The organism is Streptomyces sp. M41 (assembly GCF_043673425.1).
In the GTDB taxonomy this organism is placed as follows: domain Bacteria; phylum Actinomycetota; class Actinomycetes; order Streptomycetales; family Streptomycetaceae; genus Streptomyces.
The window spans coordinates 119,252-144,665 of the sequence record NZ_JBIMKE010000014.1; the positions used below are offsets into that span (position 1 = coordinate 119,252).

Genomic DNA, 25,414 nt, shown 5'->3' on the forward strand with positions numbered 1-25,414 from the left:
TTCGCAGGTGGCCGCCGGATGAACATCGGCCGGAGGATCGCGGTGCTCCCGGCAACACCGCGCGCCCGGCCGTCACCCTGGGCTCCCTGTCAACTGCTTCGAAGCGCAAGGGAATTCGGGGGAAGCGGTGCGTGAGCATGAGTGAGCGGGTGGAACAGTGGATCGCGATCCTGAGTCTCGCGGTCCCCGTCGCGGCGTTTCTCTGGGAGTTCGCCGTCGTCGGACGCAAGCGGCTCGGCTACCGGGTGCAGATGGACACCCTGGCCGCGGACGCCGCCGACAAGCCGTACGCCGACGTCCTCGGGGACATGCGGCACGACGGCCACCAGCTCAAGGACCCCTCGTTCGTGCTGCTGCGCATCGAGAACGCCGGCTCGGCCAAGATCGTCCCCGACGACTATCTGGCCGACCCCGCCGACCCCTACGGCATCAAGGTCACCTTCCGGGACCGCCGGGTGGCGGCCGTGGTCCTCACCGACCCCACCCAGGACGAGCTGCGGGACTTCTTCTTCGAGGACGTGACGGAGGGCGCCGGCGTGCGCACCGTCGCCAAACCGGGCTTCCGCCGCGACAACAACGAGGGCGAGCGCACGGGCATCATCCGGCTGCCCAAGGTGACGCTGCCCCGGGGAGCCGAGTACAAGGTGCTCGTCGTCCTGGAACGCTGGCCCGCCGACCACGGCACCGACCCCTTCCCGGACCCGGTCGTGCGCGGGGCCGTCGGCGGGCACGGCCGCTGGTACGACCCGCTGGTGAGGTTCTTCCGGCTGAAGGCCACCAGGACCGAGAGCCATGTCTTCGCCTCCCGGCCCGCCTGGTGGGCCATGTGGGTCCTGATCGCGGCCGTCGTCGTCCAGGCGTGTTTCACGCTCTTCCTGCGCGAGGACCGACGGCCCCCGCTGGACTGCGTCGAGGGCACCCTGCACCTGCACGGCTCCACCGCCTTCGCCCCCGCCGTACGGGCCGCCGCCGCGGACTACTTGCGCCGGTGCGAGGGGGCGAACGTGGCGATCCCGCTGGAGGAGGACACCTTCCGGGGCAGCACCGAGGGTGTGACCGCCCTGGACGCGGCGGGCGAGGACGCGAGGATCCCGGTCGGCGAAGGGCTCGGCGACCATCTCGCCTTCACCGACGGCCTCGCCTCCGCCGGGCACCCCCGGCTGATACCCAGGCCCGTCGCCTTCTCCGTGTTCAGCCTCGTCGTCAACAAGGGCGCGGGCGTGGAGAACCTCAGGCTGGACCAGATCCGCGCCCTGTTCGCCGGCCGCGTCCGCAACTGGTCGCAGGTCGGCGGCAACGACGTCCCCGTCCACCTCGTCAACCGCAACCCCGGCTCCGGCACCCGCGGCACCCTCGTCCGCAAGGTCCTGGACGGCCGCGAACCGCCCAGTTCACGGTGACGGACTGCGCGGCCCTGGACACCGGGGGATACGGCCGCTGCGAGGTCGGCAGCACCGACACCATGCTCGACACCGTCGCCTCGACCCCCGGCGCCCTCGGCTACAGCGAGGCCGCCGTCGTCGCCGGACACGGCGGCGCGGACCGCTTCGTCAAGGTGGCGATCGACGGCAGGCAGCCGACCGCCGAGGGCGTGGAGGAGACGAACTACCCCTACTGGCAGACCGAGTTCGCCTACACCTACGGCGAGCCCCCGGCCGGCTCCGTCGCCGCCGCCTTCCTGAACTTCCTCACCCGGCAGAGCGGCGGCGACATCCTCCACGAGCACGGCCACGGCCTGTGCTCCGAGGCCCGCAACTCGGGGGAGTGCCGCCCGGACTGACCCGCGCACCCGCCTGCTGTCCTGCGCTAACGTCGTGCCACGGGGTATCCGACGCACCCACCCCGGAGGGGACTTCGTGGGGATCGAGAGCGACCAGGTCGTCTACGAGTATCTGAGCCGCGTCGGCGACGTGGCCCAGCAACGGCAGCTGCCGTCGGCCACCCGCATGCGCCTGGTGTCCGAGCTGCGCGGCGAGATCGACCGGCGGCGCGCCAAGGTGCCCGTCGACAGCCCCGCCGCCGTCCGTCGCATCATCGCCCGCCTCGGCACCCCGGACGAGGTCGTCACGGCCGCCGGGGGCGACGCCGCCCCCGCCCCGCAGGGGCCGGTCACCTCCGTGCCCGTGCAGCCGGACAGCCGTGGCGGGAGCGAGCCGGCCCGCCCCAAGGGCCTGCGCCGCATGGTGCCGCGTCCCCGCCCCGCCGAGCCGGCGCCGGCAGCCGACGACGCGTCCCCGCCGCCCCACCTCGCGAGCACCGCCGACCTCGGCGGCAGCGCGCTCCAGGCGGACTGGTGGCGGGTGGACAGCAGCCCCTTCGGACCGGGCGAGGACGTGCCGGGCTTCGTCGGCGGCGTGGAGATCCCGGAGATGCTCAGGCGCCCGCCCGCGCCCGACGACCCGAGCCTCCGGAAGAAGGAACCGGCCGAGGAGCCCGCCCCGACCGCCGCGCAGACCGAGGAGGCCGCACCGAAGGCGGCACCGCGCCGCCGGTTCATCCGCCGCCCCACCCTCCCCGACGGCCGCTGGAGCAACCCCCTCCTGCTGCTCGCCGCGGCCCTCCTCGTCGCCGGCGCGGTCCTCGGCAACCTCGTCGTGCTCCTGCTCGGCTGGCTCATCGCGTGGGGCTCACGACGCCTGTCCGACGCCGAGACCAAGTGGGCGGTCGTGATCCTCCCCGCCCTCTCCCTCACCGCCGGCGTCGTCTGGCTCTGGGGCCGTACCGAAGCCCGCTGGGGCACCCCCATCGCCGAGGGCCAGGCGAACGCGGCGCTCGCGGAGACATGGCCCTGGGTGGTGCGGGGCGCGGCGCTGGCGTCGGCGTTGTTCATCGTCTGGCGTTCACAGCGCAAGACCTAGGGGGCGTCCGGCAGCGCCCACGACCGAGTCGCCGCGCGCCCCTCACCCGCACCCGGCGTCTGCCCGTAGGCGGCCCTGGGCACAATGGCCCATATGGCACTCACCGTCGGCTTCGACCTGGACATGACCCTCATCGACTCCCGCCCCGGCATCCACGCCACCTACACGGCGCTCGCCGAGCGGACGGGCACCTACATCGACGCCGACCTCGCGGTGACCCGCCTCGGCCCGCCCCTGGCCCAGGAGCTGATCAACTGGTTCCCGGCGGAGCAGGTCCCGGCCGTGGCCGACCTGTACCGCGAGATGTACCCCACGACCGCCATCGCCGCGACCCCCGCCCTGCCCGGTGCCCGCGAGGCGATCGCCGCCGTGCGCGAGGCCGGCGGACGCGCGATCGTCGTCACCGCCAAGTACGAGCCGAACGCCAAGCTGCACCTCGCCCATCTCGGCATCGAGCCGGACGCGGTCATAGGCAACCTCTGGGCCGAGCAGAAGGCGGAGGCCCTGCGCGCGCACGAGGCGGGCGTCTACGTCGGTGACCACGAGGGCGACGTACGCGCCGCCCGTGCCGCCGGCACCCTGTCGGTGACCGTGGCGACCGGGCCGTACGACGCCGATCAGCTGCGGGCGCTCGGCGCGGACGTCGTCCTGCCGGGCCTGGAGGAGTTCCCGGACTGGCTCACCGGCTACCTGGCGGCGCCGCGCGCCTGACGCCTTCCGGCCGCGACGGACCGCAGCACGCCGGCCCCGGCGACGAGGAATCCGACGCCCATGAGCATGCTCAGTCCGAACATGTACGTCGGAAAAGGCGTCGTGCCGAGGAGGAACGGGGCCACCGTGACCAAAGTGGCCACGGCACCGATGATGAAGACGACCCCACCGGCACGGATCAGTCGGTCACCGGGAGCGGCGGAATTCGTTTGGGTTTTGTCACGCACTCGACCAGGGTAGTTCCCTGCGCGAGGGAACAACCGGGCGACGTCTTGTCACCTGCCCGGGGAGCATTAGCCTTGGAACCGGCGGGTCATGGTCGACCCGCTGTAGTGCTATCAAGAGCCGTTTTCAGAAGCAGTTTTCCGACGAGTACGAGGACGAGGACAGACGTGCCTACCGGCAAGGTCAAGTGGTTCAACAGCGAGAAGGGCTTCGGCTTTCTCTCCCGCGACGACGGCGGTGACGTCTTCGTTCATTCCTCGGTCCTCCCCGCCGGAGTAGAGACACTCAAGCCGGGACAGCGAGTGGAGTTCGGTGTGGTCGCCGGTCAGCGAGGTGACCAGGCGCTCTCCGTCACCCTGCTCGATCCGACGCCCTCGGTCGCCGCCGCCCAGCGTAAGAAACCGGACGAACTGGCCTCCATCGTCCAGGACCTGACCACACTCCTGGAGAACATCACGCCGATGCTGGAGCGTGGCCGTTACCCGGAGAAGACCGCTGGCAAGAAGATCGCGGGCCTCCTGCGGGCGGTCGCCGACCAGCTCGACGTCTAGCCCCAGCCCCCGCACAGGCGCTGGACACGGGCTTCTTCCGGTCCTACGGAAAGTCCAGCGCTTCCGGTCCGAGGGGCGGCACCAGCCCCTCGGCCGCAGCCCGCGTGAGCAGCCCGCGCACCGCCGCGTAGCCGTCCTCGCCCAGGTCGGCGGTGAACTCGTTGACGTACAGCCCGATGTGCTGGTCGGCGACGGACGGATCCATCTCCTGGGCGTGTTCCATGACATACGGGCGGGTGGCCTCGGGGTCGTCCCAGGCGGCCCGGACGGATGTCCGGATCGAGTCGGCGAGCAGCCGCAGCTGCTCCTCGCCCAGTGACCGCTTGGCGATGATCGCGCCCAGCGGAATGGGCAGCCCGGTCGTGTCCTCCCAGTGCTCGCCCATGTCGGCGAGCCTGTGCAGCCCGTAGTTCTGGTACGTGAAGCGCGCCTCGTGGATGACGAGTCCCGCGTCGACCTTCCCGTCCCGCACCGCGGGCATGATCTCGTGGAACGGCATCACCACGATCTCGCCGACCCGGCCGGGCAGCGTGTCGGCGGCCCACAGCCGGAACAGCAGATACGCCGTCGACTTCTCGCTCGGCACCGCGACGGTACGCCCGGTGAGGTCCACCCCCGCCTCCCGGGTCAGCACCAGCGGCCCGCACCCCCGCCCCAGCGCGCCCCCGCAGGGCAGCAGGGTGTAGGCGCCGAGGACGTACGGCAGCACGGCGTACGACACCTTCAGGACGTCGAACTCCCCGCGCTCGGCCATGCCGTTGGTGATGTCGATGTCGGCGAATGTGACGTCGAGCGCCGGGGCGCCGGGCACCCGGCCGTGGGCGAGGGCGTCGAAGACGAAGGTGTCGTTCGGGCAGGGGGAGTACGCGATCTGCAACAGCTCACTGCTCATGGGGGTTCCAACTCTCCAGTACCGGCGCGAGCTTCCCGAAGCCCTCCGTCAGCGCGGCCAGCGCGTCCGCGATGCGCCAGGCGGCGCGGTCGCGGGGGCCGACGGCGTTGGAGACCGCGCGCAGCTCCAGCACGGGTGTGCCGTGCGCGGCGGCGGCCTCGGCGACGCCGAAGCCCTCCATGGCCTCGGCGAGGGCGGTGGGGTGACGCTCCCGAAGCTGCGCGGCGCGCACGGCGGTGCCGGTCACCGTGGAGACGGTGAGGACCGCGCCGGGACGGGCGCCGGTGGCGGCCACGACCTCTCGTACGAGTGCTTCCGGCGGACGGTGGGTGACGGTGCCGAAGCCCAGCTCGGTGACGGGAAGGAAGCCGTCGGGGGTCTCCGCGCCCAGATCGGCGGCGGTGATCTCGTCGGCGACGACGAGCGAGCCGACGGGGGCGTGCGGGGCGAAGCCGCCGGCGATGCCGGTCGAGACGACCAGCCCGTAAGGGGTGCCCTTCAGGGCGGCGGTGGTGAGTGCCGTGGCGGTGGCGGCGGCGGCCTGGGCGGGGCCCACGCCGACGGCGATCAGCTCGGCGCCGGGGGCCGTGAGCGCCCGGGCCACCGCGTCCCGTTCCGCAGGGACCGCGGTGGCCACCAGGACCCGTGGTACGGCGGACGTGGTCAGCTGTCCTTCTTGAGCTTGAAGGACCACAGACCCGTCACGTCCTGCTCGCCCTCCTTGATCGACACCAGCGTCGAGTCGCCGCTCGCGCCGTACTGGGCGTTGAAGAACACGCTGCCCGGGACGGTGCGGTACGTCTTCTTGCTGGAGTCGGTGAGCGGCTGGCCGTTCATGAGGATCGTCCAGCCCTCGTCCGCGATCTCCGGGTCGACGCCGAAGCGCACGGTGTCGTCCGGGTCGACCTTGATGGACTCGAGGTTCTTGTTCTTGAGGCACTTCGCCAGGTCCGGCGTCTTCAGGGCCTTGCCCTCACCACCGCAGGTGGCCTCCGAGTGGACGGAGGAGGAGCCGACCGTGATCGTGGCCAGCGGCGTCGGCTGGTCGCAGGCCGACAGGACGAGCAGTCCGGCGGAAACGGCGCCGGCGGCGGCGACGGCGCGGCGGCGTCGCACAGCACGTGGTACATCAGCGGCTTCGCCGCGGGGCAGCGTGGTCATGGGCGAAGGCTATCGGGCGGGTATGACGCTCTCTCTACGCGGGGGCGGCGTGCCGTGGGTCACGCGGCCCGTCATGCCACACGTGGCCGCGTGTGCCCGCCGTGCCGGGCCGAGCCGATCAGGCCCTTGACGGTGGTCAGCCAGCCGGTGGCGACGATCGCCGCGCCGACCAGCAGGCCCAGCGAGCCCTCCAGCGGCAGCACGATGCCGATCGCGCCGCCGAGCACCCAGGACATCTGCAGCAGGGTCTCCGAGCGCGCGAACGCCGAGGTGCGGACCAGCTCGGGCACATCCCGCTGGATCAGCGCGTCCAGCGACAGCTTGGCCAGCGCCTGCGCGAACCCGGCGACCGCCGCCAGGCCCGCCACCAGGACCGCGCCGAAGAAGGCCGCGGCCGTGATCGCCACGCCCAGCACCAGACCCACGACGGTCACGATGATGATCTCCGGCGCCCGGGATCTGAGCCAGGCCCCGACGGCCGTGCCGCACGCGTTCCCCAGCCCGGCGGCGACGGCCACTATCCCCAGCGACACGGCGGCGCTCTGCCCGGACATCGGATGCTCGCGCAGCAGGAACGCCAGGAAGAAGATCAGGAAGCCGGACAGACAGCGCAGGGCCGCGTTGGCGCCGAGCGCGTGGGTGACGGCGATGCCGACGGTACGCAGCCCGGGGCGTTTGACCGGCTGCCGGTGCGGTCCGTGCAGATGCTGCTCGTCGGCGGCCAGCAGCGCGGTGTCCTCGCCCTTGGCCGAGTCGACCTTCCGCGGCAGGGAGAACGACAGGAACGTACCGGCGATGAAGATCACAAAGGCGCCGTACAGCGGCCAGCGCGGCCCGATCGCCTGGAGCCCCGCGCCGATCGGTGCCGCGATGCCGGTGGCGAGGAGACCGCCGAGGGTGACCCGGGAGTTGGCCTTCACCAGGGAGAAGCGGGGTGGCAGCAGACGGGGCACCACGGCGCTTCTGACGACGCCGTACGCCTTCGAGGCGACCAGCACCCCGAGTGCAGCCGGATAGAGCTGGAGATCGCCGCTGATGACGGCGCTGGACAGCACCAGGGCGAGCAGCGCCCGGGCCAGCATCGCACCCGCCATCGCCGCGCGGCGGCCGTGCGGCAGCCGGTCGAGGAGGGGGCCGATCACGGGCGCGAGAAGCGTGAACGGCGCCATGGTGATGCCGAGGTAGAGCGCGACCCGGCCGCGGGCCTCGTCGGTGGGGACGGAGAAGAAGACGGTGGAGGCGAGGGCGACGGTGATCATCATGTCCCCGGCGCCGTTCACCCCGTGCAGTTCGATCAGCTTGCCGAGGCCGGACTCGCCGGCGCCCTGCGCGTGCGTGGCCTTGCGGATGCCGCGGGCGGGGCCGGTGAAGGGGAAGTGCAGGGCACGGCCGATGGCGCGGAGGGAGCCGCGCACCCGGCCCGTTCCGCCACCTCGACTGCGGCCTCCCTTGGCGCCACCGACGCCGGTGGCTCCTTGGGGCGGCCTCGCGGTTGCCACGACGCAATAGTGCCCCGAGATGGGGGTGGGTAGTGCGGTTACGGCGCGTATGGAGGGCAAGGTCTCGGCCCGGCGGGGGCGGTTCGCGCGGGGCGACGGGCTTTCGCCACTCGCCGCGCGGCGGTGAAAGGGGCCGTCGGTGTAGGCCCAGCGCTCGCGAACAGGTAGCGTGCGTATCTCAGCCATCCCGCACAATGGATGACGTAGGTGCGCCCGAGCGCGATTCGGACGCGGACGTCGACGCGGCCCACAGGTCCGCTCCGTCCGTTCCACCGCCCTTGAGGCCGCACCCGAGTGACGGCGTAGGAGAGAAGCGATACCTGTGAGCGCAGCGACAACGCGAAGCCGCACCCCCGACCGTCTGTGCGCCGAGGCGGTCGACCTCGCGCGCAGCGCAGCCGAGGAGGCCGCCGCGCCCGGCGTCGTGGGCGAGCACGCGGGTCTGGTCTCCGAGGGCGACCGCGTCGTCACGCATTTCTTCGAGTGCAAGGAACTCGGATACCGCGGCTGGCGCTGGGCGGTGACGGTGGCCCGCGCCTCACGCGCGAAGGTCGTCACGCTGGACGAGGTGGTGCTGCTGCCGGGCCCGGACGCCCTGCTGGCCCCCGAGTGGGTGCCGTGGAGCGAGCGGTTGCGCCCCGGCGACATGGGCCCGGGCGACCTGCTGCCCACGGACGCCGAGGACCTCCGCCTGGAGCCGGGCTACTCCGGCGAGGACGAGCCCGGGCCGAACGCGCCCGTCTCGCACGAGATGGCCGAGCTGGTGGAGGCCGAGGACGCGGAGGTGGCCGGGGGCGTCCCCGCGAACCTCTCCGTCGTCCCGTCCCGCGGCTCGATCGCCTCGGTGGCGGAGGAACTGGGCATGCGCCGCGCCCGGGTCCTGTCCCGCTACGGCCTGCATGTCGCCGCGGACCGCTGGGACGAGGCGTTCGGCGCGAAGACCCCCATGGCCCAGGCGGCCCCGGCGTCCTGCGTCACCTGCGGCTTCCTCGCCCCGATCGGCGGCTCCCTGGGCCAGGCCTTCGGCGTCTGCGCGAACGAGTTCTCCCCGGCCGACGGCCGCGTCGTCTCCCTGACCTACGGCTGCGGCGGCCACTCCGAGGCCGCGGTCATGCCCAAGCCGCCACGGCCGGCTCCGCCGGTGATCGACGAGACCCGCGTGGACCCCTTCCCCCTGCGCCCGGCACCGGACTCGGGCTCGGTCCCGGTCACTTCGGACGACGACTCGGCGGAGCTGGGGCACTCGTAGGGCGCGGACCCTTCAGGAGGCCGAGTGACCGCCGGCCCTCTCCTCGTCCTCGGCCGCTTCGACTTCCTCGGCTTTGTAGCGCGGCAGGTTCTCCGTCGAAATCGTCCAGTCGCCGATGGTGACATCCTCGCCGTAGACGAAGTCCTTGCGCGTGGCGTAGCGCGGGCCACCGGGGGTGGAGTGGATGTCGGTGAGAACGGCGCCGGTGCCGGTGCGGGGGTCGAAGACGGCGTAGACGGGGATGCCGATCAGCGGGTAGTCGCGCATCTTGGTGACCCAGTCGTTGTCCGGGTTGGAGCGCGAGACGATCTCGACGGCGGCGATGAGCGTACGAGGATCGAAGGACCCCTCTCCCTCCATGTCGGCCTCGGCGATCACCATGATGTCGGGGCGGTGCATGATGCCTTCTGGCTCCATCTCGACGTCGGGCTCGCCTGTATGGGCCACGATCTCCTCAGGCATGACCTTCTCCAGGCGTTTCCGGAGACGGAGGGCGGTGAGCTCATGCGGCCGGACAGGCGACATCATGTCGAGGACGATCCCTTCCTTGGTGATCTCGAACCTGCCGGGGAGGGTGCCGTCCGTTGACTCCACGAAGTCGCGCATGGCCCGGTACAGGTGGGAAGCACCCTGCCGCGCGTTGTCCGGGGCGATGGTCATGGCGCTCGCTCCTCGTCGTCTGTGCCCAGGGGCAAGGATCGTCGCTTTCATGCTAGGCGGCCTCCAGGACGTCGGATCGGCACTCGCGGCAGCGACCGCCTGGTTCGGGGGCGCGATGACCTGCGGACCGCCTCACCGGCCGTGCCGCACGCCCTCACCTCATCTCTGATCTGCACCCGCCCAGCCCAGGCGGTACCTTCATCGCAGCCGATGAGGAGAGTCAACGTGAGCAAGTTCGTGCGGCCCGCGGCCGAAGGTGCCGATCCCTTCGGTACGGCCCGTCTGCGCCGGGGTGTCATCGACGCCTGGGCGACCAGCCCCGCCCGGTTCCGCGAGGACGCCAACGCCGAGGAGGATCTCGTCCTCGGCGGGTACCGGGACCGGCTCGTGGTCGAGCTCGCTCAGAACGCCGCCGACGCCGCCGCCCGGGCGGGCGTGACCGGACGGCTCCGGCTCACCCTGCGCGACGGGGTGCTCGTCGCCGCCAACACCGGCGCCCCGCTCGACGCGGCCGGCGTCGAGTCGCTGTCCACCCTGCGCGCCTCCGCCAAGCGGGACACGGCCGCGGTGGGCCGCTTCGGCGTCGGCTTCGCCGCCGTGCTCTCCGTCACCGACGAGCCCGCGGTCGTCGGGCGGCACGGCGGTGTGCGCTGGTCCCTCGCCGAGGCCCGCGAGCTGGCCCGCGACACCGCACGGCACAGCCCCGGGCTGGGCGACGAGATCCGGCGACGGGACGGCCATGTGCCGCTGCTCCGGCTCCCGTTCGCCGCCGAGGGCACCGCCCCCGCCCCGTACGACACCGCCGTCATCCTGCCGCTGCGCGACACCGCGGCCACCGACCTCGCCGAACGGCTGCTGCACTCCGTCGACGACGCGCTGCTCCTCGCCCTGCCCGGCCTGGAGGAGGTCGTCCTCGAGATCGGCGACGGCGAGCCGCGCACCCTGCGCCGCAGCGTCGACGGCCCCTTCACGGTCGTCGAGGACTCCAGAGACGGCGTCACCCACTGGCGTACGTCCGTCGCCCACGGCCCCCTCACCCCCGACCTCCTCGCCGACCGCCCCGTCGAGGAGCGGCTGCGCCCGCACTGGTCGCTGACCTGGGCCGTGCCCGTCGACGCCACCGACAGCACCCCGGACCGCCCCCGCACCGCCCCCGTCGTCCACGCCCCCACGCCCAGCGACGAACCCCTGGGTGTCCCCGCCCTCCTCATCGCGTCCTTCCCTCTCGACACCACCCGCCGGCATGCTGCCCCCGGCCCGCTGACCGACTTCCTGGTGCAGCGCGCGGCGGACGCCTACGCCGAACTGCTCGCCGACTGGCGGCCGGTGAACGAGGGCGTCATCGGGCTGGTGCCCGGCCCGCTCGGCAAGGGCGAGCTGGACGGGGCGCTGCGCCAGGCGATCCTGGAGCGGCTGCCCCGGACCTCCTTCCTGCCGCCCGCGGTCGAGCCCCGCGAGCACGACTCCGACTTGCCCGAATCGCTGCGGCCCCGGGACGCGGAGGTCGTCGAGGGCGCCGGTGGCGACACGGTGCGGGTGCTCGCCGAGGTGCTGCCCACGCTGCTGCCCGCCGGGCTCGAACGACGCGTGGAGCTGCGGACCCTGGGTGTCGCCCGCGTCCCGCTCACCGACGCCGTCGACCGGCTGGCCGGGCTGGAGAAGGAGCCCGGCTGGTGGCGGAGGCTGTACGACAGCCTCGCCGGAGTCGACCCGGACCGGCTGTCCGGGCTCCCCGTGCCGCTCGCCGACGGGCGGACGACGATCGGCCCCCGGCAGGTGCTGCTGCCCACCTCCGACGGCGCCCCCATCGACGCCGAGGTCCTCGCCCGGCTCGGCCTCAAGGTCGCCCACCGGGAAGCGGCCCACCCGCTCCTGGAGAAGCTCGGCGCCCTGCCCGCCACGCCCCGCGCGGTCCTCACCACGCCCCAGGTGCGCGCGGCCGTCGCCGCCTCCCTCGACGACGACGGCGGTGTGAGCTGGGAGGAGGACACCCCGGACGCCGAGGAACTGGCCGAGACCGTGCTCGCGCTCGTGCGGGACGCCGCCCTGGAGCCCGGTGACGAGCCCTGGCTCGGCGCCCTCGCGCTCCCCGACGAGGAGGGGGAGCCGGCGCCCGCCGGTGAACTGGTCCTCCCCGGCAGCCCCTTCCACCAGGTCATGCGCGAGGGCGAACTGGCCACCGTGGACGCCGATCTGGCGGACAGGTGGGGTGCCGGGCCGCTCGCCGCGTGTGGAGTGCTCGCCAACTTCGCCCTGGTCCGGGCCACCGACGTCGTCCTCGACCCGGACGAACTGGAGCCGCGCGAGAGCGACTTCGCCGAGCCCGACGACGCCGGTCTGCTGGACGCCGTGGACGTGTGGAGCGAGGACATCCTCGACCGGTTCCCCGACACGCCGGTACCGCCGGTCGCCACCGAACTCATCGCCGTACGCGATCTGGACCTGGTCGACGACGACAAGTGGCCGCAGGCCCTCGCCCTGCTCGCCCAGCCGCCGCTGCGTGACGCGCTCACCCAGCCGGTACGGATCCTGCTGCCGGACGGCACCCACGAGGTGGTGCGCCCGTACACGGCCTGGTGGCTGCGCGGCCACCCGGTGCTGGACGGCCGCCGTCCCGCCGGACTGCTCGCCTCCGGCGGGGACCCGCTGCTGCGCGGGCTGTACGACGAGGCCGACGCCACCGGCTTCGACGACGAGCAGGTGCTGCGGGCGCTGGGCGTGCGCACGTCCGTCGCCGCGCTGCTCGACGAGCCGGGCGGCGCCGCCGAGCTGCTGGACCGGCTCGCCGACCCGGAGCGCGAGGTCACCGCGGCCCAGCTGCACGCCCTGTACGGCGCGCTGGCCGAGCTCGATCCCGAGCAGGTGACGCTGCCGGACGAGCTGCGGGCCGTGGTCGACGGGCGGGTGGAGGTCGTGGACGCGGCGGACGCGGTGGTCGTCGACTCGCCGGATCTGCTGCCCTTCACCGAGGGCGTGCCGCTGCTTCCGGTACGGCCGTCCCGGGCCGTCGAGCTGGCCGAGCTGTTCCAGGTGCGGCGGCTGAGCGAGTCGGTCACCGGCGAGGTGACGAGCGAGGGCGCCGAGCACGACGTACCGGAATCGGTGCGGGTACTGCTCGGGGCGCGGACCCCGGACAGCTACGTCGAGCACGAGGAGCTCGTCGTGGACGGAGTCGAGATCGACTGGCGTCTCACCGACGACGGCGCCCTGCACGCCTCGACCCTGGAGGGCGTCGCCGCCGGTCTCGCATGGGCGGCGGGGCAGTGGCCGCGGCGGTTCGAGGTGGCGGCCCTGCTGGAGGATCCCTCCCGGACGGCGGAGCTGGCACGGGACCGCTGGTTCGACTGAGGCGGCCGGTCAGGGCGCTCTCGTGCGGGGCCGGGCAACTCGTATGCCTGCACCGTGAGTTCAGCAGCTTCATAACACTTGCGCAACATCCTCATCTGCGGCACAACCGAGCGCCCCCGCCACATATCTGATCTTGTGGGTCAACAGACTCCAACGATCACTCGGGCCCCGGTGCGACCGCGACACGCAAGTGGACAGCGACCAGCGGGGCCCCTTCTCCACGTGGAGAACGCATGCGCATACGAGCCACCGTGGCCGCCGTCTCCGGCGCCCTGGCCCTCTCCGCCCTCGCCGTTCCGGCCGCGCAGGCCGACGACGCGGCGAGCCGTGCGGACATCGCGAAGATCCGTGAGGCCGCGCAGGACTCCGGCAGGAGCGCGGGCACCCGTGCCCCGGGAGACGGCCAGCCGTACACCCTGAACGCCACCTTCTCCAACTTCAAGATCGCCACGGCGGTCAAGGTCGGGACGACGAACCACGTCTCCACCAAGGTGTCGTTCACGATGACGCACGGTGCGGACGTCGACGTCACCGCCAGTGACTTCTACACCGACCCCTACCTCTACAAGGGCTCCTTCGACTCGCCGGACAACATGCTGTTCGGCAACAACTACGCGAAGTGCACGCCCGCGTCGTCGACCAAGGCCAACTGCACCGGCACGATCGACTTCTACCCGGCCGACAGCGAGCTGATCAACTCCGACGCGGGCAGCTGGAAGGCCGGCGCGATGGCCATCGCCTTCAACGGTGAGGACCCGGACGGCGAGACCTTCGACATCACCAAGGTCGGCTACAAGGACCAGGGCGGCCTCGCCTCCACGCTGGTCCAGCGCTACTCGAAGCAGACGGTCAACGCCTCGCCGGAGCCGGTGAAGAAGGGCAAGCCGATCACCGTCACCGGCAAGCTCTCCCGGGCCAACTGGGAGGACAACAAGTACCACGGCTACACCAACCAGCCGGTGAAGCTGCAGTTCCGCAAGAAGGGCAGCGACACCTACAGCACGGTCAAGACCATCAAGACCAACTCGACCGGTGAGCTGAAGACCACGGTCACCGCGTCGACCGACGGCTACTTCCGCTACAACTTCGCGGGCACCTCGACGACCCCGGCGGTCGTCGCCGCGGGTGACTTCGTCGACGTCCAGTAGTCACACCGTGCCGTAGGCACCGGCTGTCGTAGTCACCCGTGCCATAGGCACCAGCTGCGGCAGCCGGCATCACTCAGGCCGGGAAGCGGCGGTCGACCCACCTCCACGTGAGTTCCAGGGCGACCGCCGCCACCGCCGAGATGCCCACCGCGATCCACGGCATCGTCACCCCCACCAGCCGCAGCGCGAAGAACTCCTGGAGCCACGGCACCACCAGCACCAGCAGGAACCCCAGGCCCATCGTCGCCACCAGCGCGATCCGCCACCAGGTGTAGGGCCGGGCGATGATGGCCAGCACCCACATCGAGATCAGGAACAGCGTCAGCGTGGCGACGCTCGTCTCCGCGGGCAGGGTGTCCTCGCCCGTGTAGTGATGACGGGCGATCAGATAGGTCGTGAAGGTCGCCACCGCCGCCACCAGCCCGCCCGGGATGGCGTACCGCATGACCCGCCGCACGAAGTGCGGTTTCGCGCGCTCCTTGTTGGGCGCGAGGGCCAGGAAGAAGGCCGGGACGCCGATGGTGAGCGTGGACAGCAGCGTCAGATGGCGCGGCAGGAACGGATACTCCACCTGCCAGAACACCACCATCAGCGCGAGCAGCACCGAGTAGACCGTCTTCACGAGGAACAACGTCGCCACGCGCGTGATGTTGCCGATGACCCGGCGCCCCTCCGCCACCACCGACGGCAGTGTCGCGAAGCTGTTGTTGAGCAGCACGATCTGGGCGACGGCCCGGGTCGCCTCCGATCCCGAGCCCATCGCCACGCCGATGTCGGCGTCCTTCAGGGCCAGCACGTCGTTCACCCCGTCGCCGGTCATGGCGACGGTGTGGCCGTGCGACTGGAGCGCGCCCACCATGTCCCGCTTCTGCTGCGGGGTTACCCGCCCGAACACCGTGGCCTCGTCGATGGCCGTCGCCATGCCGGCCGTGTCGTGGGGCAGCCGGCGGGCGTCGACGGTCGTGCCGGCCAGCCCCAGCTTGCTCGCGACGGCGCCCACCGAGACCGCGTTGTCCCCGGAGATCACCTTGGCGCGGACGTTCTGGTCGGCGAAGTAGCGCAGGGTGTCGGCGGCGTCGGGCCGCAGCCGCTGTTCCAGCACGACGAGCGCGGCGGGCTCGGCCCCTTCGGAGACCTCGGGGTCGTCGAGGTCGCGGCCCGCGCGGGCGAGCAGCAGGACCCGCAGCCCCTGTTCGTTCAGCCGGTCGGTCTCGGCCAGGGACGGATCGTCGTCGGGCAGAAGCACATCGGGTGCGCCCAGCAGCCAGGTGCTGGCCTCGCCGTTGCCCTCGCTGAAGGTGGCGCCGCTGTACTTGCGGGCGGAGGAGAAGGGCAGCGACTCGGTGCAGCGCCAGTCCTCGGCGTCCGGGTAGGCGGCGATGACGGCCTTCAGGGAGGCGTTCGGGCGGGGGTCGGACTCGCCGAGGGCGCCGAGCACCTTGCGTATGTATGCCTCGTCGCCGCCGTTCAGGGGCCGTAGATCGGTGACGTCCATGCCGCCCTCGGTGAGGGTGCCGGTCTTGTCGAGGCAGACGGTGTCGACCCGGGCCAGGCCCTCGATGGCGGGGAGCTCCTGCACCAGGCACTGCTTGCGGCCGAGTCGGATGACGCCGATCGCGAAGGCGACGGAGGTCAGAAGCACCAGCCCCTCCGGGACCATGGGAACGATGCCGCCGACGGTCCGGGCGATCGAGTCGTCGAGCTCGTTGTCCTTGACGAACAGCTGGGTGATGATCAGGCCGGTCGCGGCCGGGATCATCATCCAGGTCACGTACTTGAGGATGGTGGAGATGCCGGAGCGCAGCTCGGAGTGGACGAGGGTGAAGCGCGACGCCTCCTCCGCGAGCTGGGCGGCGTAGGCTTCGCGGCCGACCTTGGTGGCCTGGAAGGCGCCGCCGCCGGCGACGACGAAACTGCCGGAGAGGACCTGGTCGCCGGGCCGTTTGACGACCGGATCGGCCTCACCGGTGAGCAGTGACTCGTCGATCTCCAGGCCGTCGGCCTCGACGCACACCCCGTCCACGACGGCCTTGTCGCCCGGCCCGATCTCTATCAGATCGTCCAGCACGATCTCGGACGTGCTGACCTCGGCGGCGACCCCGTCCCGCCGCACCGTGGGCCGTGCCTCGCCGATCACGGCGAGCGAGTCGAGGGTCTTCTTCGCCCGCCACTCCTGGATGATCCCGATGCCGGTGTTGGCGAGGATGACGAAGCCGAACAGGCTGTCCTGGATCGGCGCGACGAACAGCATGATCAGCCAGAGCACGCCGATGATCGCGTTGAACCGGGTGAAGACGTTGGCGCGGACGATGTCGGTCATCGACCGGCTGCTGCGCACCGGGACGTCGTTGACCTGCCCGCGCGTGACCCGCTCGGCCACTTCGGCCGCGCTCAGCCCGCCCGGCGCCACCGTGACGGGGGCAGGGTGCACAGCGCTGTCCACTTCGGCACCCGCGTCGGTATGCGTCATGCATTCGACGGTACGTGCGGAATTACGGCTTCACCCGCCGAGTGCGCACAAGTTCCGACCTGGGTACGACCGGAACGGCCCGATGTGGTGCCGTGGTTGTACGTCCTCAGTCGGCGGCGGGCGCCTTGGCGTCGTCGTCGCTCGGCTGCTGCGACGCCGCCCGCTTGATGGCGGCGTCGCGCTTGCGGACGTACCAGATGCCGATGAGCCCCAGCCCGCCGCCGGCCAGGCAGGTCCACACCCACCAGGTGTGTCCGTGGTCGTCGAACCAGCCGTAGAAGGGCAGCTGTACGACGAAGAGGACGAACCAGATGATCGTGCCGCCGGTGATGGTGGCGACCACGGGCCCCTCCAGGGGCTCCGGTGCCTCGTGCTTCGGGGTCCACTTCGCCATGGGGGACAGCTTACGAGGCCGCGCTGTCTACGCGCGGAGATGGCCGATCGCGGCTTTATATGTTCATACTGAAACGGTTTGTGTCTGACCACTTCTCTTCGTAGGAACCGCCAAGCATGCCCACCTCGGCCCCCGCCCAGGTCCCCGCCCCTGAACAGCCGGGAGCCGGCCCCGCCTACGGCGCACTCGACCGCTTCTTCAAGATCTCCGAGCGTGGCAGCACGCCGGGTCGCGAAGTCCGCGGCGGTCTCGCCACCTTCTTCGCGATGGCCTACATCATCGTGCTGAACCCGATCATCCTCGGCAGCGCGAAGGACATGTACGGCCACCAGCTGGACAACGGACAGCTGGTCACCGCGACCGCACTGACGGCGGCGTTCACCACGCTGCTGATGGGCGTCATCGGCAATGTGCCGATCGCGCTCGCCGCCGGACTCGGCGTGAACTCGGTCGTCGCCCTCCAGCTGGCGCCCCGGATGTCCTGGCCGGACGCCATGGGCATGGTGGTCCTCGCCGGCTTCGTGGTCATGCTGCTCGTCGCCACCGGACTGCGCGAGCGCGTCATGAACGCCGTGCCCTACGGCCTGCGCAAGGCCATCTCCATCGGTATCGGCCTGTTCATCATGCTGATCGGCCTCGTCGACGCCGGCTTCGTCTCCCGCATCCCGGACGCCGCGCAGACGACCGTCCCGCTCCAGCTCGGCGGCGACGGTCACCTCAACGGCTGGCCGGTCCTCGTCTTCATCCTGGGCGCGCTGCTCACCCTCGCGCTCATCGTGCGCAAGGTCTCCGGCGCGATCCTCATCTCGATCGTGACGATGACCGTGGTCGCCGTCGTCATCGAGGCGATCGCGAACGTGCCGTCCTGGGGCCTCACCACGCCGAAGTGGCCCGGCAACCCTGTCGCGAGCCCCGACTTCGGGCTGATCGGCGAGGTCAGCCTGTTCGGCGGCTTCGACAAGGTCGGCGCGCTGACCGGCATCCTCTTCGTCTTCACCGTCCTGCTGTCCTGCTTCTTCGACGCCATGGGCACGATCATGGGCGTCAGCGACGAGGCGAAGCTGACCGACGCCCAGGGCCAGATGCCGGGCATCAACAGGGTCCTGTTCGTGGACGGCCTCGCCGTCGCCACGGGCGGCGCCAGCTCCTCCTCGGCGACCACCGCCTTCGTGGAGTCCACGGCCGGCGTCGGTGAGGGGGCCCGTACCGGACTCGCGAACGTCGTCACCGGCGCCCTGTTCGGGGCGGCGCTGTTCCTGACGCCGGTGGCCACGATGGTCCCGTCCCAGGCGGCCACCCCGGCCCTGCTCGCGGTCGGCTTCCTGATCCTCGCGAACTCCGTCAAGGAGATCGACTGGGCCGACTACACGATCGCGATCCCGGCCTTCGTGACCATGGTGATGATGCCGTTCACCTACTCGATCACCAACGGCATCGGCATGGGTTTCATCACCTTCGCGGTGCTGCGGCTGGCCGCCGGGCGCGGCCGGGAGGTGCCGGTGGCGATGTATGTGGTGGCGGCGGTCTTCACCTTCTACTACCTGATGCCGGCGCTGGGTCTGACGTGATCCGGCTCAGGTGAGCCCGTAGAACTTCTCCGTCTCTTCCACGGCGGCCTGGAACCGTTCGTCGAAGTCATCGCGGATGAGCGTCCGGACGACATAGTCCTGGACGCTCATTCCCCTTTTCGCCGCATGCTGTCGGAGCCGTTCGAGCAGCTCATGGTCTATTCGCAGGCTGAGCACGCTGGTCCCCATGAACACGAGGGTCGCGGCACTCTTCGGTGCGCTGTGTCACGTTCCGCCGCCGGATCACCCATATGAGTGATGAGGTGGTTCAGTGGTCCGGGTCACGGGCATCTTCGCGCGCATCCGGTGGTCTTTAGCGAGAGTAATGAGTTACGCTAAAGAACATGTCGGACCTTACCCATGGCGACGACGCTGCCGCCGTGAACTCCCTGCGCTCCGCCGTGATGCGACTGTCGCGTCGGCTCAAGCACCAGCGGGTCGACGAGTCGCTGAGCCCCACCGAGATGTCGGTACTGGGCACCCTCTCCCTCTGCGGCAAGGCCACCCCCGGTGAGCTGGCCCGCAAGGAGCACGTACAGCCACCGTCGATGACCAGGATCGTCGCCCTGCTGGAGTCCAAGGGACTGGTCCGCCTGGAGCCGCACCCGGAGGACCGGCGCCAGAAGGTCGTCACGCAGACCGAGCAGGCCGAGGCGATGCTCGAGGAGAGCCGCCGCAAGCGCAACGCCTTCCTGGCCACCCTGGTCGAGGGACTGGACGAGGACGAGTGGGCCAAGCTGCGCGCCGCCGCCCCCGTGCTGGAGAAGCTCGCACACCTGTAGGCACAGCCGTCGCAAGGAGGCGAACCCCTTTGAGTTCGGGACCCGGAGCAGCTTCCGCCCCCGCACCGGACGCCAACGACTCCCCGCACACCCTCGACACCCGCAAGCCCCGCAAGTCCTCGATGTTCAGCTCGCTGCAGGTCCGCAACTACCGGCTGTTCTTCCTCGGCCAGGTCGTCTCCAACACCGGCACCTGGATGCAGCGCATCGCGCAGGACTGGCTGGTGCTCAGCCTCACCGGCTCCGCCACCGCCGTCGGCATAACGACGGCTCTGCAGTTCCTGCCGATGCTGCTGCTCGGCCTCTACGGCGGCGTCCTCGTCGACCGCCTGCCCAAGCGGCCCACGCTGCTCGTCACCCAGACGTCGATGGCCGCCACCGGCATCGCGCTCGCCGTGCTCACCCTCACCGGACACGTCGAGGTCTGGCACGTCTACCTCGCCGCCCTGGCCGTCGGCCTCGCGACGGTCGTCGACAACCCTGCCCGCCAGTCCTTCGTCACCGAGATGGTCGGCCCCGACCAGCTTCAGAACGCGGTCAGCCTGAACTCGGCGAACTTCCAGTCCGCCCGCCTGGTCGGCCCCGCCGTCGCCGGACTGATGATCACCGGCGTCGGCACCGGCTGGGCGTTCCTCGCCAACGGCCTGTCCTTCCTCGCGCCCATCACCGGACTGCTGCTGATGCGGGCGCGTGAGCTCCATGTCGTCCAGCGCGCCCCACGGGCCAAGGGACAGCTTCGGGAGGGGCTGCGCTATGTCGCCGGGCGCCCGGAGCTGATCTGGACCATCACCCTCGCCGGGTTCGTCTCCACCTTCGGCTTCAACTTCCCCGTCTACCTGTCCGCCTTCGCCGACGACGTCTTCCGCGCCGGCGCCGGGTCCTACAGCCTCTTCAACACGCTGATGGCCGTGGGCTCCCTGGCGGGCGCCCTGCTCGCGGCGCGGCGCGGCACGGCCCGGATGCGGGTGCTGATCGTCGGGGCGGTGGCCTTCGGCACCATGGAGATGGTGGCCGCCTTCGTGCCCTCGCTGTGGCTGTTCGCCCTGCTCATGGCGCCCATAGGCATGTTCGGCATGACGGTGAACGTCACCGCCAACAGCAGCATCCAGATGTCCACCGACCCGGCCATGCGGGGCCGTGTGATGGCCCTCTACATGATGGTCTTCATGGGCGGTGCGCCGCTGGGCGCGCCGATCGCCGGCTGGATCACGGACGAGTACGGCGTCCGGGCGGGCCTCGCGGTGGGCGGCGCCATCACCGCCGCCGCGGCCGTCACGATCGCCCTGCTGCTGGCCCGGGTGGGCGGCCTCAGGCTCTCGGTCGGCTGGAACGGCGGCCACCCGCGCATCCGCTTCGTCGCCCGGGCCGACGAGGAGCGGCGGGAGGATCAGCTGGCGGCCGTGGCGTAGCGGCCCGCGGGAGGGGTCGGGCGGCGGTCAGTCACGGGGGAACTCGTCGGTCTTGAGGACGAGGCCGACCGGTGTTCCGGTCAGGTCGATGTCCTCGCCGAAGGAGAAGCCGACGGCGCCGTGGTACTTGCCGTCCTTGGGCAGGGTGTGCAGATGCCACTCGCCGGTGTACGGGTCCACGATCAGGTACACCGGCACCTCGGCCGCGGCGTACACGTCCTTCTTCGGGCCGTAGTCGTTGGCCGAGGTGTCCTTGGAGATCACCTCGGCCACGAATTCGACGTCCTGACAGCGCCAGCGGCCCCTGCCGTCCTTCACCGACCGCTCGGCCATGGCCGCCAGGTCACAGGTGAAGCCGTTCAGATGCCCGGGGAAGTCGATCCGGACCCCGGACGCCAGGCGCTTGCGGGGGTAGTTGGTCCGCAACTGCTCCGCGACACCGAAGGTGATCTCCCAGTGGTTCTGCCGCTGCGACGACATGAAGATGTTCCCCCCGACGATCTCGACCTTCGTTCCCTCGGGGACGGGCATCGTCTCCAGCCACTCGAACAGGACGTCCAGAGTCAGCTCGCCGCTCTGCTCGGCCATCTCGATCCTGTCGTCACGGACGGTCATCGTGGCGTTCCTCCCCGGCCACCGCTCGGTCACGGTCAGCCGCGCAGTACAACGATACGCACGGTGACCGGGTCACGTATGGCTGTGACAGCGAGACTGGACCCATGAGACTCTTCGCCGCCGTGCTGCCACCGAACGACGTGACCCACGAACTGGCCACCGCAGTCGCGGAGTTGCGGAAGCTGCCCGGCGCCGACGAACTGCGCTGGACCGGCCGCCCCGGCTGGCACTTCACCCTCGCCTTCTACGGCGAGGTCGACGACGCCCTCGTCCCCGACCTGTCGGCCCGCCTGGAGCGGGTGGCCCGGCGCACCGCCCCCTTCCCGCTGGCGCTGCGCGGCGGCGGCCAGTTCGGGCACGGGCGAGCCCTGTGGACGGGGGCGGAGGGGGACCTCGCGACCCTGCGGCTGCTGGCGGACCGCAGCGAGGCGGCGGCACGCAAGGCGGGCGTACCGATGGGGGAGCACCGCCGCTACAAGCCCCACCTCACGGTCGCGAGGAGCCGGTCGGCGGTGGACGTACGGCCGTATGTGACGGCGCTCGACGAGTTCCACAGCCGTACCTGGACGGTGGAGGAGCTGGTGCTCGTGCGCAGCAACCTGCCGACGTCCGGAGCGGCGGGCGAACAGCCCCGGTACGAGGCCCTCGCCCGTCGGCCGCTCGGCGGGGCCGGTTAGGCTCGAAGGCGTGGACCCGAAAACCCGGAACCGGATCATGGCCGGTGCGCTTGTGTTGATGTTCGTCGTGGTGGCGCTGGCGGCAGCCCTCGGCAGGTAGTGCCGCGCCCTCCAGCGGCTCGTCGTCCGTACGGAGTTCCGGATTGCCGCATATGACCGTGGTCGGAGTGCGCACTCCGCGAGCGCGGATGATGCTGGTGCTCCGCGGGACGAGGGTTAAGGAGCGGTCCATGCAGAGCGTGCTGTTCAGTGCTGCCGGCAATGAGGTGGCGAAGGTTTCGTACACGGCTCGCCGTCTTGTCGAGCTGGGCTACGGAACCACCAGACCCCTGGGGCTGAGAAAGGAGGGCGGACCTCCGCGGCCGGGCGACCTGGTGCTGGGCCGGGTGACCGAGATCGGCCAGCACCGCTTCCTGGGGCAGGTGCACGGCAAGCGGAACCGACTGTTCGTCGGCGACACGGTCGTGGTGTCCTACGGCGCCCGCTACGCCCCCGACCAGTTCGAGGCCGAGGTGCCGGACGACCTCGGACCTTGCGACCTGGTCGCCGGTGGCGGAATAGCGGGACGGGTCGTGTCCTCCCACTCCAGGATGAAAACCCCCACCCGGCTGGAGCCCCTCGGCCTGGTGACCGACGAGCACGGCGACGTCATCAACCTCGCCCGCCTCGCCCGGCCCGTGGTGCCGGTCCTCGCTCCCCGCCCGCGCACCATCGCCGTACTCGGCACCTCCATGAACGCGGGCAAGACGACCGTGGCCGCCGCCCTCATCCGCGGCCTGAGCCTGGCCGGCCACCGGGTCGGCGCGGCGAAGGTGACCGGCACCGGGGCGCCCGGCGACCCCACGCTGATGGCCGACGCGGGCGCGTCACGCGTCATCGACTTCACCGACCTGGGCTTCCCTTCCACCTACCGGCTGCCGATGCCGCAGGTGATCCGCGTCCTGCGCAGCGCCATCACGGATCTGACGAGCCACCAGGCCGACGCCATCGTCCTGGAGGTCGCCGACGGGATCCTGCAACGGGAGACCGCGGCACTGATGCGCACACCGGAGTTCCGCGCCGGTGTGGACAGCATCGTCTTCGCCGCCGGCGATTCGGTCAGCGCGGTCGCGGGCGTACGGCAGCTGCGCGAGGAAGGGCTTCCCGTCATCGCCCTGAGCGGAGTGCTGACGGCGTCGCCGCTGGCCATGGCCGAAGCGGTGACCGGCGTGGACATCCCGGTGTACGAAGCGGCGGCCCTGGCCGATCCGTCCGTCGCCGGCCGCGTGCTCGCGGGCGCCGTGGGAGCCGTAGGAGCTGTGGGCGGCACGGGTGTCGCGGGCGTCGCGGGTGTCGCGGCGGACGGCCACGGGGCCGGGACCGGGGCCGAGGACGCCGCCCGGCTGACGCAGCACGGCGGGCCGGCGCACGAGCACGGGCGGTTGGTGGAGTACGGCAGCCCTCTGACGGCCGAAACAGTGGCGTGAGGGCGGTCCGCGGGGCCACCGCGGGCCGACGCCGGGTCCGGATGCCGCACACGCTCGGCGGTGTGCGGCGCCGTCTGATGCTCCTGCTGGTGCTCGCCGGGTTCGGGCAGGCGGTCTGCGTGGTCGGCTTCACCCTCCTGGTGCACGGCGCGGCCTACCGCGTCACGCACGGCGCCGAGATCGCGTCCGGCCACCACCGCAACGCCCTCTACACGCATGTCGCCGGGTACGCCCCCACCACCCTGGCCGTGGGACTGGCCATATCGGCCTGCGCGACCGTGCTGCTCAAGGCGGCGGGCGAGCCGCTCGCCGAACGGCTGGCCCAGAGCTATGTGCACAGCGTCAGAATGCGCCTGTTCGACCACATCGCCGGCAGCGAGGCAGGGGGCCCGGACCGGCGCACCGTCGGCGTCACCGTGCTCCGCTTCACCGGCGACGCCTCGGCCCTGCGCCTGTGGATCAGCAAGGGCGTGGCACCGATCCTGGTGGACGGCGTGTTCGTCACCTGCGCACTGGGCGTGCTCACCGTCATCTCGCCGCCCATCGGGGCGCTCTCGGCCGCCCTGATCCTCCTCGCCGCCACCGCCGTCGCCCTGCTCGGACGCCGCCTGCGTGACCGCGTACGCGACACCCGACGGCACAACGGCAGACTCGCCGCGTTCGTCAACGAACGCGTCACCCACACCGCCGTCATGCAGTCCCTGGGGCGGGTCACCCAGGAGCGCCGCGTCATGCGGCGGCGCAGCCGGGACTACGGCCACGCCATGGTGAGCCAAGCCCGCCTCACCGGGGCGATGTCGGCGACGGCCGAGGCATGCGGCATCGGCATCCTGCTGATCGTGGTCACCGTGGGCCTCGTGGCCGGCACCACCTGGGAAGCCCTCGCCGCGCTGCTGACCGTGGCGAACTTCCTCGGCGGGCCCCTGTCGTCGCTGGCCCGCGTGCAGGAACACTGGCAGCACTCGCGCGTCGCGCGCCGGCGCATCGCCGAGATCCTCGACGCACCGGCACCGCTCGGCACACTGCCCGGAGCCGAGCCGCTCGCCGACGGGCCCGGCCGCCTGGAACTCGTGGGGCTCGGCGTCGACGGCGTCCTCGAGGCGTCCGCCGTCGCGGAGCCCGGGCAGCGGATCGTGCTGCAAGGACCCCCCGGCGCCGGAAAGTCACTGCTGCTGCGCCTCATCGCCCGCCTACAGGACCCCGACACCGGCGCGGTGCTGCTCGACGGCCAGAACCTCACCCGGCACGACCCCGAATCGGTGCGCCGGGCCATCAGGCTCACCAGCCCCGAACTGCCCCTGCTGCGCGGCAGCGTGGCCAAGAACCTGCGCCTCGGTGAAGCACCGGAAGTCACCGGGACGGCGAGCGCGGAGCACATGACCGCCCTCGCCGAACTGCTGCCCGGCGGACTGCACACCCGGGTGGGCGAAGGCGGCCACGGCGTCTCCATGGCCGTGCGCTACCAGGTGGCGATGGTACGGGCGCTGCGCAGCGAACCCCGGGTGCTGCTGCTGGACGACGCCAGGTCGGAGGAAGCACTCGGCTCCGACCTGACGCAACGCCTGTTCGAGCGCTATCCGGGCACGGTCATCTACGTCACCGACGAGCCGAGGCTCGCCGCCCGCGCGGACGTGCTGTGGCGCATGGACGACGGCCGTCTGACGGTCCACGAACGAGCCCGACCGGGCGCGGAGCGGGAAAGGGCCTAGGGGGACGGTCACCCGACGGCCC

Annotated in this window: 24 protein-coding genes; 14 read left to right on the forward strand and 10 right to left on the reverse strand. The window is 71.5% G+C overall.

Annotated features, from left to right (window positions below):
* Nucleotides 1–137: 137 nt before the first annotated feature.
* The 4 genes from ACHBTE_RS19200 to ACHBTE_RS19215 all read left to right on the forward strand — a co-directional run bounded on the left by ACHBTE_RS19200 (nt 138) and on the right by ACHBTE_RS19215 (nt 3,569).
* Complete coding sequence (locus ACHBTE_RS19200; RefSeq protein ID WP_394725225.1) at nt 138–1,400, forward strand: substrate-binding domain-containing protein; 1,263 nt, start codon at nt 138–140, stop codon at nt 1,398–1,400.
* Complete coding sequence (locus tag ACHBTE_RS19205; RefSeq protein WP_394725153.1) at nt 1,397–1,780, forward strand: hypothetical protein; 384 nt, start codon at nt 1,397–1,399, stop codon at nt 1,778–1,780. Before ACHBTE_RS19200 ends, ACHBTE_RS19205 begins: the two co-directional genes overlap by 4 nt.
* Nucleotides 1,781–1,856: 76 nt before the next feature.
* The gene (locus ACHBTE_RS19210; RefSeq protein ID WP_394725155.1) at nt 1,857–2,858 is read left to right on the forward strand and encodes a hypothetical protein; all 1,002 of its coding nucleotides are present in this window, start codon (nt 1,857–1,859) and stop codon (nt 2,856–2,858) included.
* Between the two features lie 84 nt (nt 2,859–2,942).
* A complete protein-coding gene (locus tag ACHBTE_RS19215; RefSeq protein WP_394725156.1) occupies nt 2,943–3,569 on the forward strand; it encodes an HAD family hydrolase in 627 nt (208 codons plus the stop codon).
* Here ACHBTE_RS19215 and ACHBTE_RS19220 read toward each other — a convergent pair.
* Nucleotides 3,545–3,796 (reverse strand): hypothetical protein, encoded by a 252-nt coding sequence (locus ACHBTE_RS19220; protein WP_394725157.1) that lies wholly within the window; start codon nt 3,794–3,796, stop codon nt 3,545–3,547. The genes ACHBTE_RS19215 and ACHBTE_RS19220 overlap by 25 nt on opposite strands.
* A gap of 165 nt (nt 3,797–3,961) precedes the next feature.
* Here ACHBTE_RS19220 and ACHBTE_RS19225 point away from each other — a divergent pair, with 165 nt between their 5' ends.
* Nucleotides 3,962–4,345 carry a cold-shock protein gene (locus ACHBTE_RS19225; RefSeq protein WP_394725158.1) on the forward strand — a complete coding sequence of 128 codons (384 nt, stop codon included), beginning with the start codon at nt 3,962–3,964 and terminating at the stop codon, nt 4,343–4,345.
* 43 nt (nt 4,346–4,388) lie between these two features.
* Here the strand turns inward: ACHBTE_RS19225 and ACHBTE_RS19230 are convergent, their stop codons facing one another.
* The 4 genes from ACHBTE_RS19230 to ACHBTE_RS19245 form a co-directional block, all read right to left on the reverse strand.
* On the reverse strand, nt 4,389–5,237 hold the full coding sequence (locus ACHBTE_RS19230; protein ID WP_394725159.1) for a 1,4-dihydroxy-6-naphthoate synthase: 849 nt from the start codon (nt 5,235–5,237) through the stop codon (nt 4,389–4,391).
* On the reverse strand, nt 5,227–5,874 hold the full coding sequence (locus tag ACHBTE_RS19235; protein ID WP_394725160.1) for a futalosine hydrolase: 648 nt from the start codon (nt 5,872–5,874) through the stop codon (nt 5,227–5,229). Before ACHBTE_RS19235 ends, ACHBTE_RS19230 begins: the two co-directional genes overlap by 11 nt.
* Before the next feature lie 26 nt (nt 5,875–5,900).
* A complete protein-coding gene (locus ACHBTE_RS19240; RefSeq protein WP_394725161.1) occupies nt 5,901–6,398 on the reverse strand; it encodes a DUF2771 domain-containing protein in 498 nt (165 codons plus the stop codon).
* A 71-nt stretch (nt 6,399–6,469) separates the two neighbouring features.
* A complete protein-coding gene (locus ACHBTE_RS19245; protein WP_394725162.1) occupies nt 6,470–7,897 on the reverse strand; it encodes an MFS transporter in 1,428 nt (475 codons plus the stop codon).
* Between the two features lie 322 nt (nt 7,898–8,219).
* On the opposite strand from ACHBTE_RS19245, the gene ACHBTE_RS19250 reads away from it, so the two are divergent.
* On the forward strand, nt 8,220–9,146 hold the full coding sequence (locus tag ACHBTE_RS19250) for a DUF3027 domain-containing protein (protein ID WP_394725163.1): 927 nt from the start codon (nt 8,220–8,222) through the stop codon (nt 9,144–9,146).
* Between the two features lie 12 nt (nt 9,147–9,158).
* Here ACHBTE_RS19250 and ACHBTE_RS19255 read toward each other — a convergent pair whose 3' ends face one another.
* Nucleotides 9,159–9,806, reverse strand: coding sequence for a Uma2 family endonuclease (locus tag ACHBTE_RS19255; protein WP_394725164.1), 648 nt, complete (start codon nt 9,804–9,806; stop codon nt 9,159–9,161).
* Between the two features lie 225 nt (nt 9,807–10,031).
* Here ACHBTE_RS19255 and ACHBTE_RS19260 point away from each other — a divergent pair, with 225 nt between their 5' ends.
* Together ACHBTE_RS19260 and ACHBTE_RS19265 are read left to right on the forward strand one after the other, a co-directional pair.
* Complete coding sequence (locus ACHBTE_RS19260) at nt 10,032–13,154, forward strand: sacsin N-terminal ATP-binding-like domain-containing protein (RefSeq protein WP_394725166.1); 3,123 nt, start codon at nt 10,032–10,034, stop codon at nt 13,152–13,154.
* A 233-nt stretch (nt 13,155–13,387) separates the two neighbouring features.
* Entirely contained in the window at nt 13,388–14,302 is a 915-nt protein-coding gene (locus ACHBTE_RS19265) for a hypothetical protein (protein ID WP_394725167.1), read from the forward strand.
* A 73-nt stretch (nt 14,303–14,375) separates the two neighbouring features.
* On the opposite strand, the gene ACHBTE_RS19270 is transcribed toward ACHBTE_RS19265, so the two are convergent.
* Together ACHBTE_RS19270 and ACHBTE_RS19275 are read right to left on the reverse strand one after the other, a co-directional pair.
* Complete coding sequence (locus ACHBTE_RS19270; RefSeq protein ID WP_394725169.1) at nt 14,376–16,772, reverse strand: cation-translocating P-type ATPase; 2,397 nt, start codon at nt 16,770–16,772, stop codon at nt 14,376–14,378.
* 106 nt (nt 16,773–16,878) lie between these two features.
* The gene (locus ACHBTE_RS19275) at nt 16,879–17,166 is read right to left on the reverse strand and encodes a DUF2530 domain-containing protein (protein ID WP_394725170.1); all 288 of its coding nucleotides are present in this window, start codon (nt 17,164–17,166) and stop codon (nt 16,879–16,881) included.
* 116 nt (nt 17,167–17,282) lie between these two features.
* On the opposite strand from ACHBTE_RS19275, the gene ACHBTE_RS19280 reads away from it, so the two are divergent.
* A complete protein-coding gene (locus ACHBTE_RS19280) occupies nt 17,283–18,734 on the forward strand; it encodes an NCS2 family permease (protein WP_394725171.1) in 1,452 nt (483 codons plus the stop codon).
* 6 nt (nt 18,735–18,740) lie between these two features.
* Here the strand turns inward: ACHBTE_RS19280 and ACHBTE_RS19285 are convergent, their stop codons facing one another.
* Nucleotides 18,741–18,923, reverse strand: a complete 183-nt coding sequence (locus ACHBTE_RS19285; protein WP_394725172.1) for a ribbon-helix-helix protein, CopG family — start codon at nt 18,921–18,923, stop codon at nt 18,741–18,743.
* A 155-nt stretch (nt 18,924–19,078) separates the two neighbouring features.
* Here ACHBTE_RS19285 and ACHBTE_RS19290 point away from each other — a divergent pair, with 155 nt between their 5' ends.
* Both ACHBTE_RS19290 and ACHBTE_RS19295 read left to right on the forward strand, forming a co-directional pair.
* A complete protein-coding gene (locus ACHBTE_RS19290) occupies nt 19,079–19,516 on the forward strand; it encodes a MarR family winged helix-turn-helix transcriptional regulator (protein ID WP_394725174.1) in 438 nt (145 codons plus the stop codon).
* Nucleotides 19,517–19,545: 29 nt separating this feature from the next.
* Entirely contained in the window at nt 19,546–20,925 is a 1,380-nt protein-coding gene (locus tag ACHBTE_RS19295; protein ID WP_394725175.1) for an MFS transporter, read from the forward strand.
* Between the two features lie 27 nt (nt 20,926–20,952).
* Here the strand turns inward: ACHBTE_RS19295 and ACHBTE_RS19300 are convergent, their stop codons facing one another.
* Nucleotides 20,953–21,540 carry a Uma2 family endonuclease gene (locus ACHBTE_RS19300; protein ID WP_394725176.1) on the reverse strand — a complete coding sequence of 196 codons (588 nt, stop codon included), beginning with the start codon at nt 21,538–21,540 and terminating at the stop codon, nt 20,953–20,955.
* A 104-nt stretch (nt 21,541–21,644) separates the two neighbouring features.
* On the opposite strand from ACHBTE_RS19300, the gene thpR reads away from it, so the two are divergent.
* The 3 genes from thpR to ACHBTE_RS19315 all read left to right on the forward strand — a co-directional run bounded on the left by thpR (nt 21,645) and on the right by ACHBTE_RS19315 (nt 25,392).
* Entirely contained in the window at nt 21,645–22,217 is a 573-nt protein-coding gene (gene thpR / locus ACHBTE_RS19305; RefSeq protein WP_394725177.1) for an RNA 2',3'-cyclic phosphodiesterase, read from the forward strand.
* A 230-nt stretch (nt 22,218–22,447) separates the two neighbouring features.
* Nucleotides 22,448–23,683, forward strand: coding sequence for a DUF1611 domain-containing protein (locus ACHBTE_RS19310; RefSeq protein WP_394725178.1), 1,236 nt, complete (start codon nt 22,448–22,450; stop codon nt 23,681–23,683).
* 62 nt (nt 23,684–23,745) lie between these two features.
* Nucleotides 23,746–25,392, forward strand: coding sequence for an ATP-binding cassette domain-containing protein (locus ACHBTE_RS19315; protein WP_394725180.1), 1,647 nt, complete (start codon nt 23,746–23,748; stop codon nt 25,390–25,392).
* The last annotated feature ends 22 nt before the right edge of the window (nt 25,393–25,414 follow it).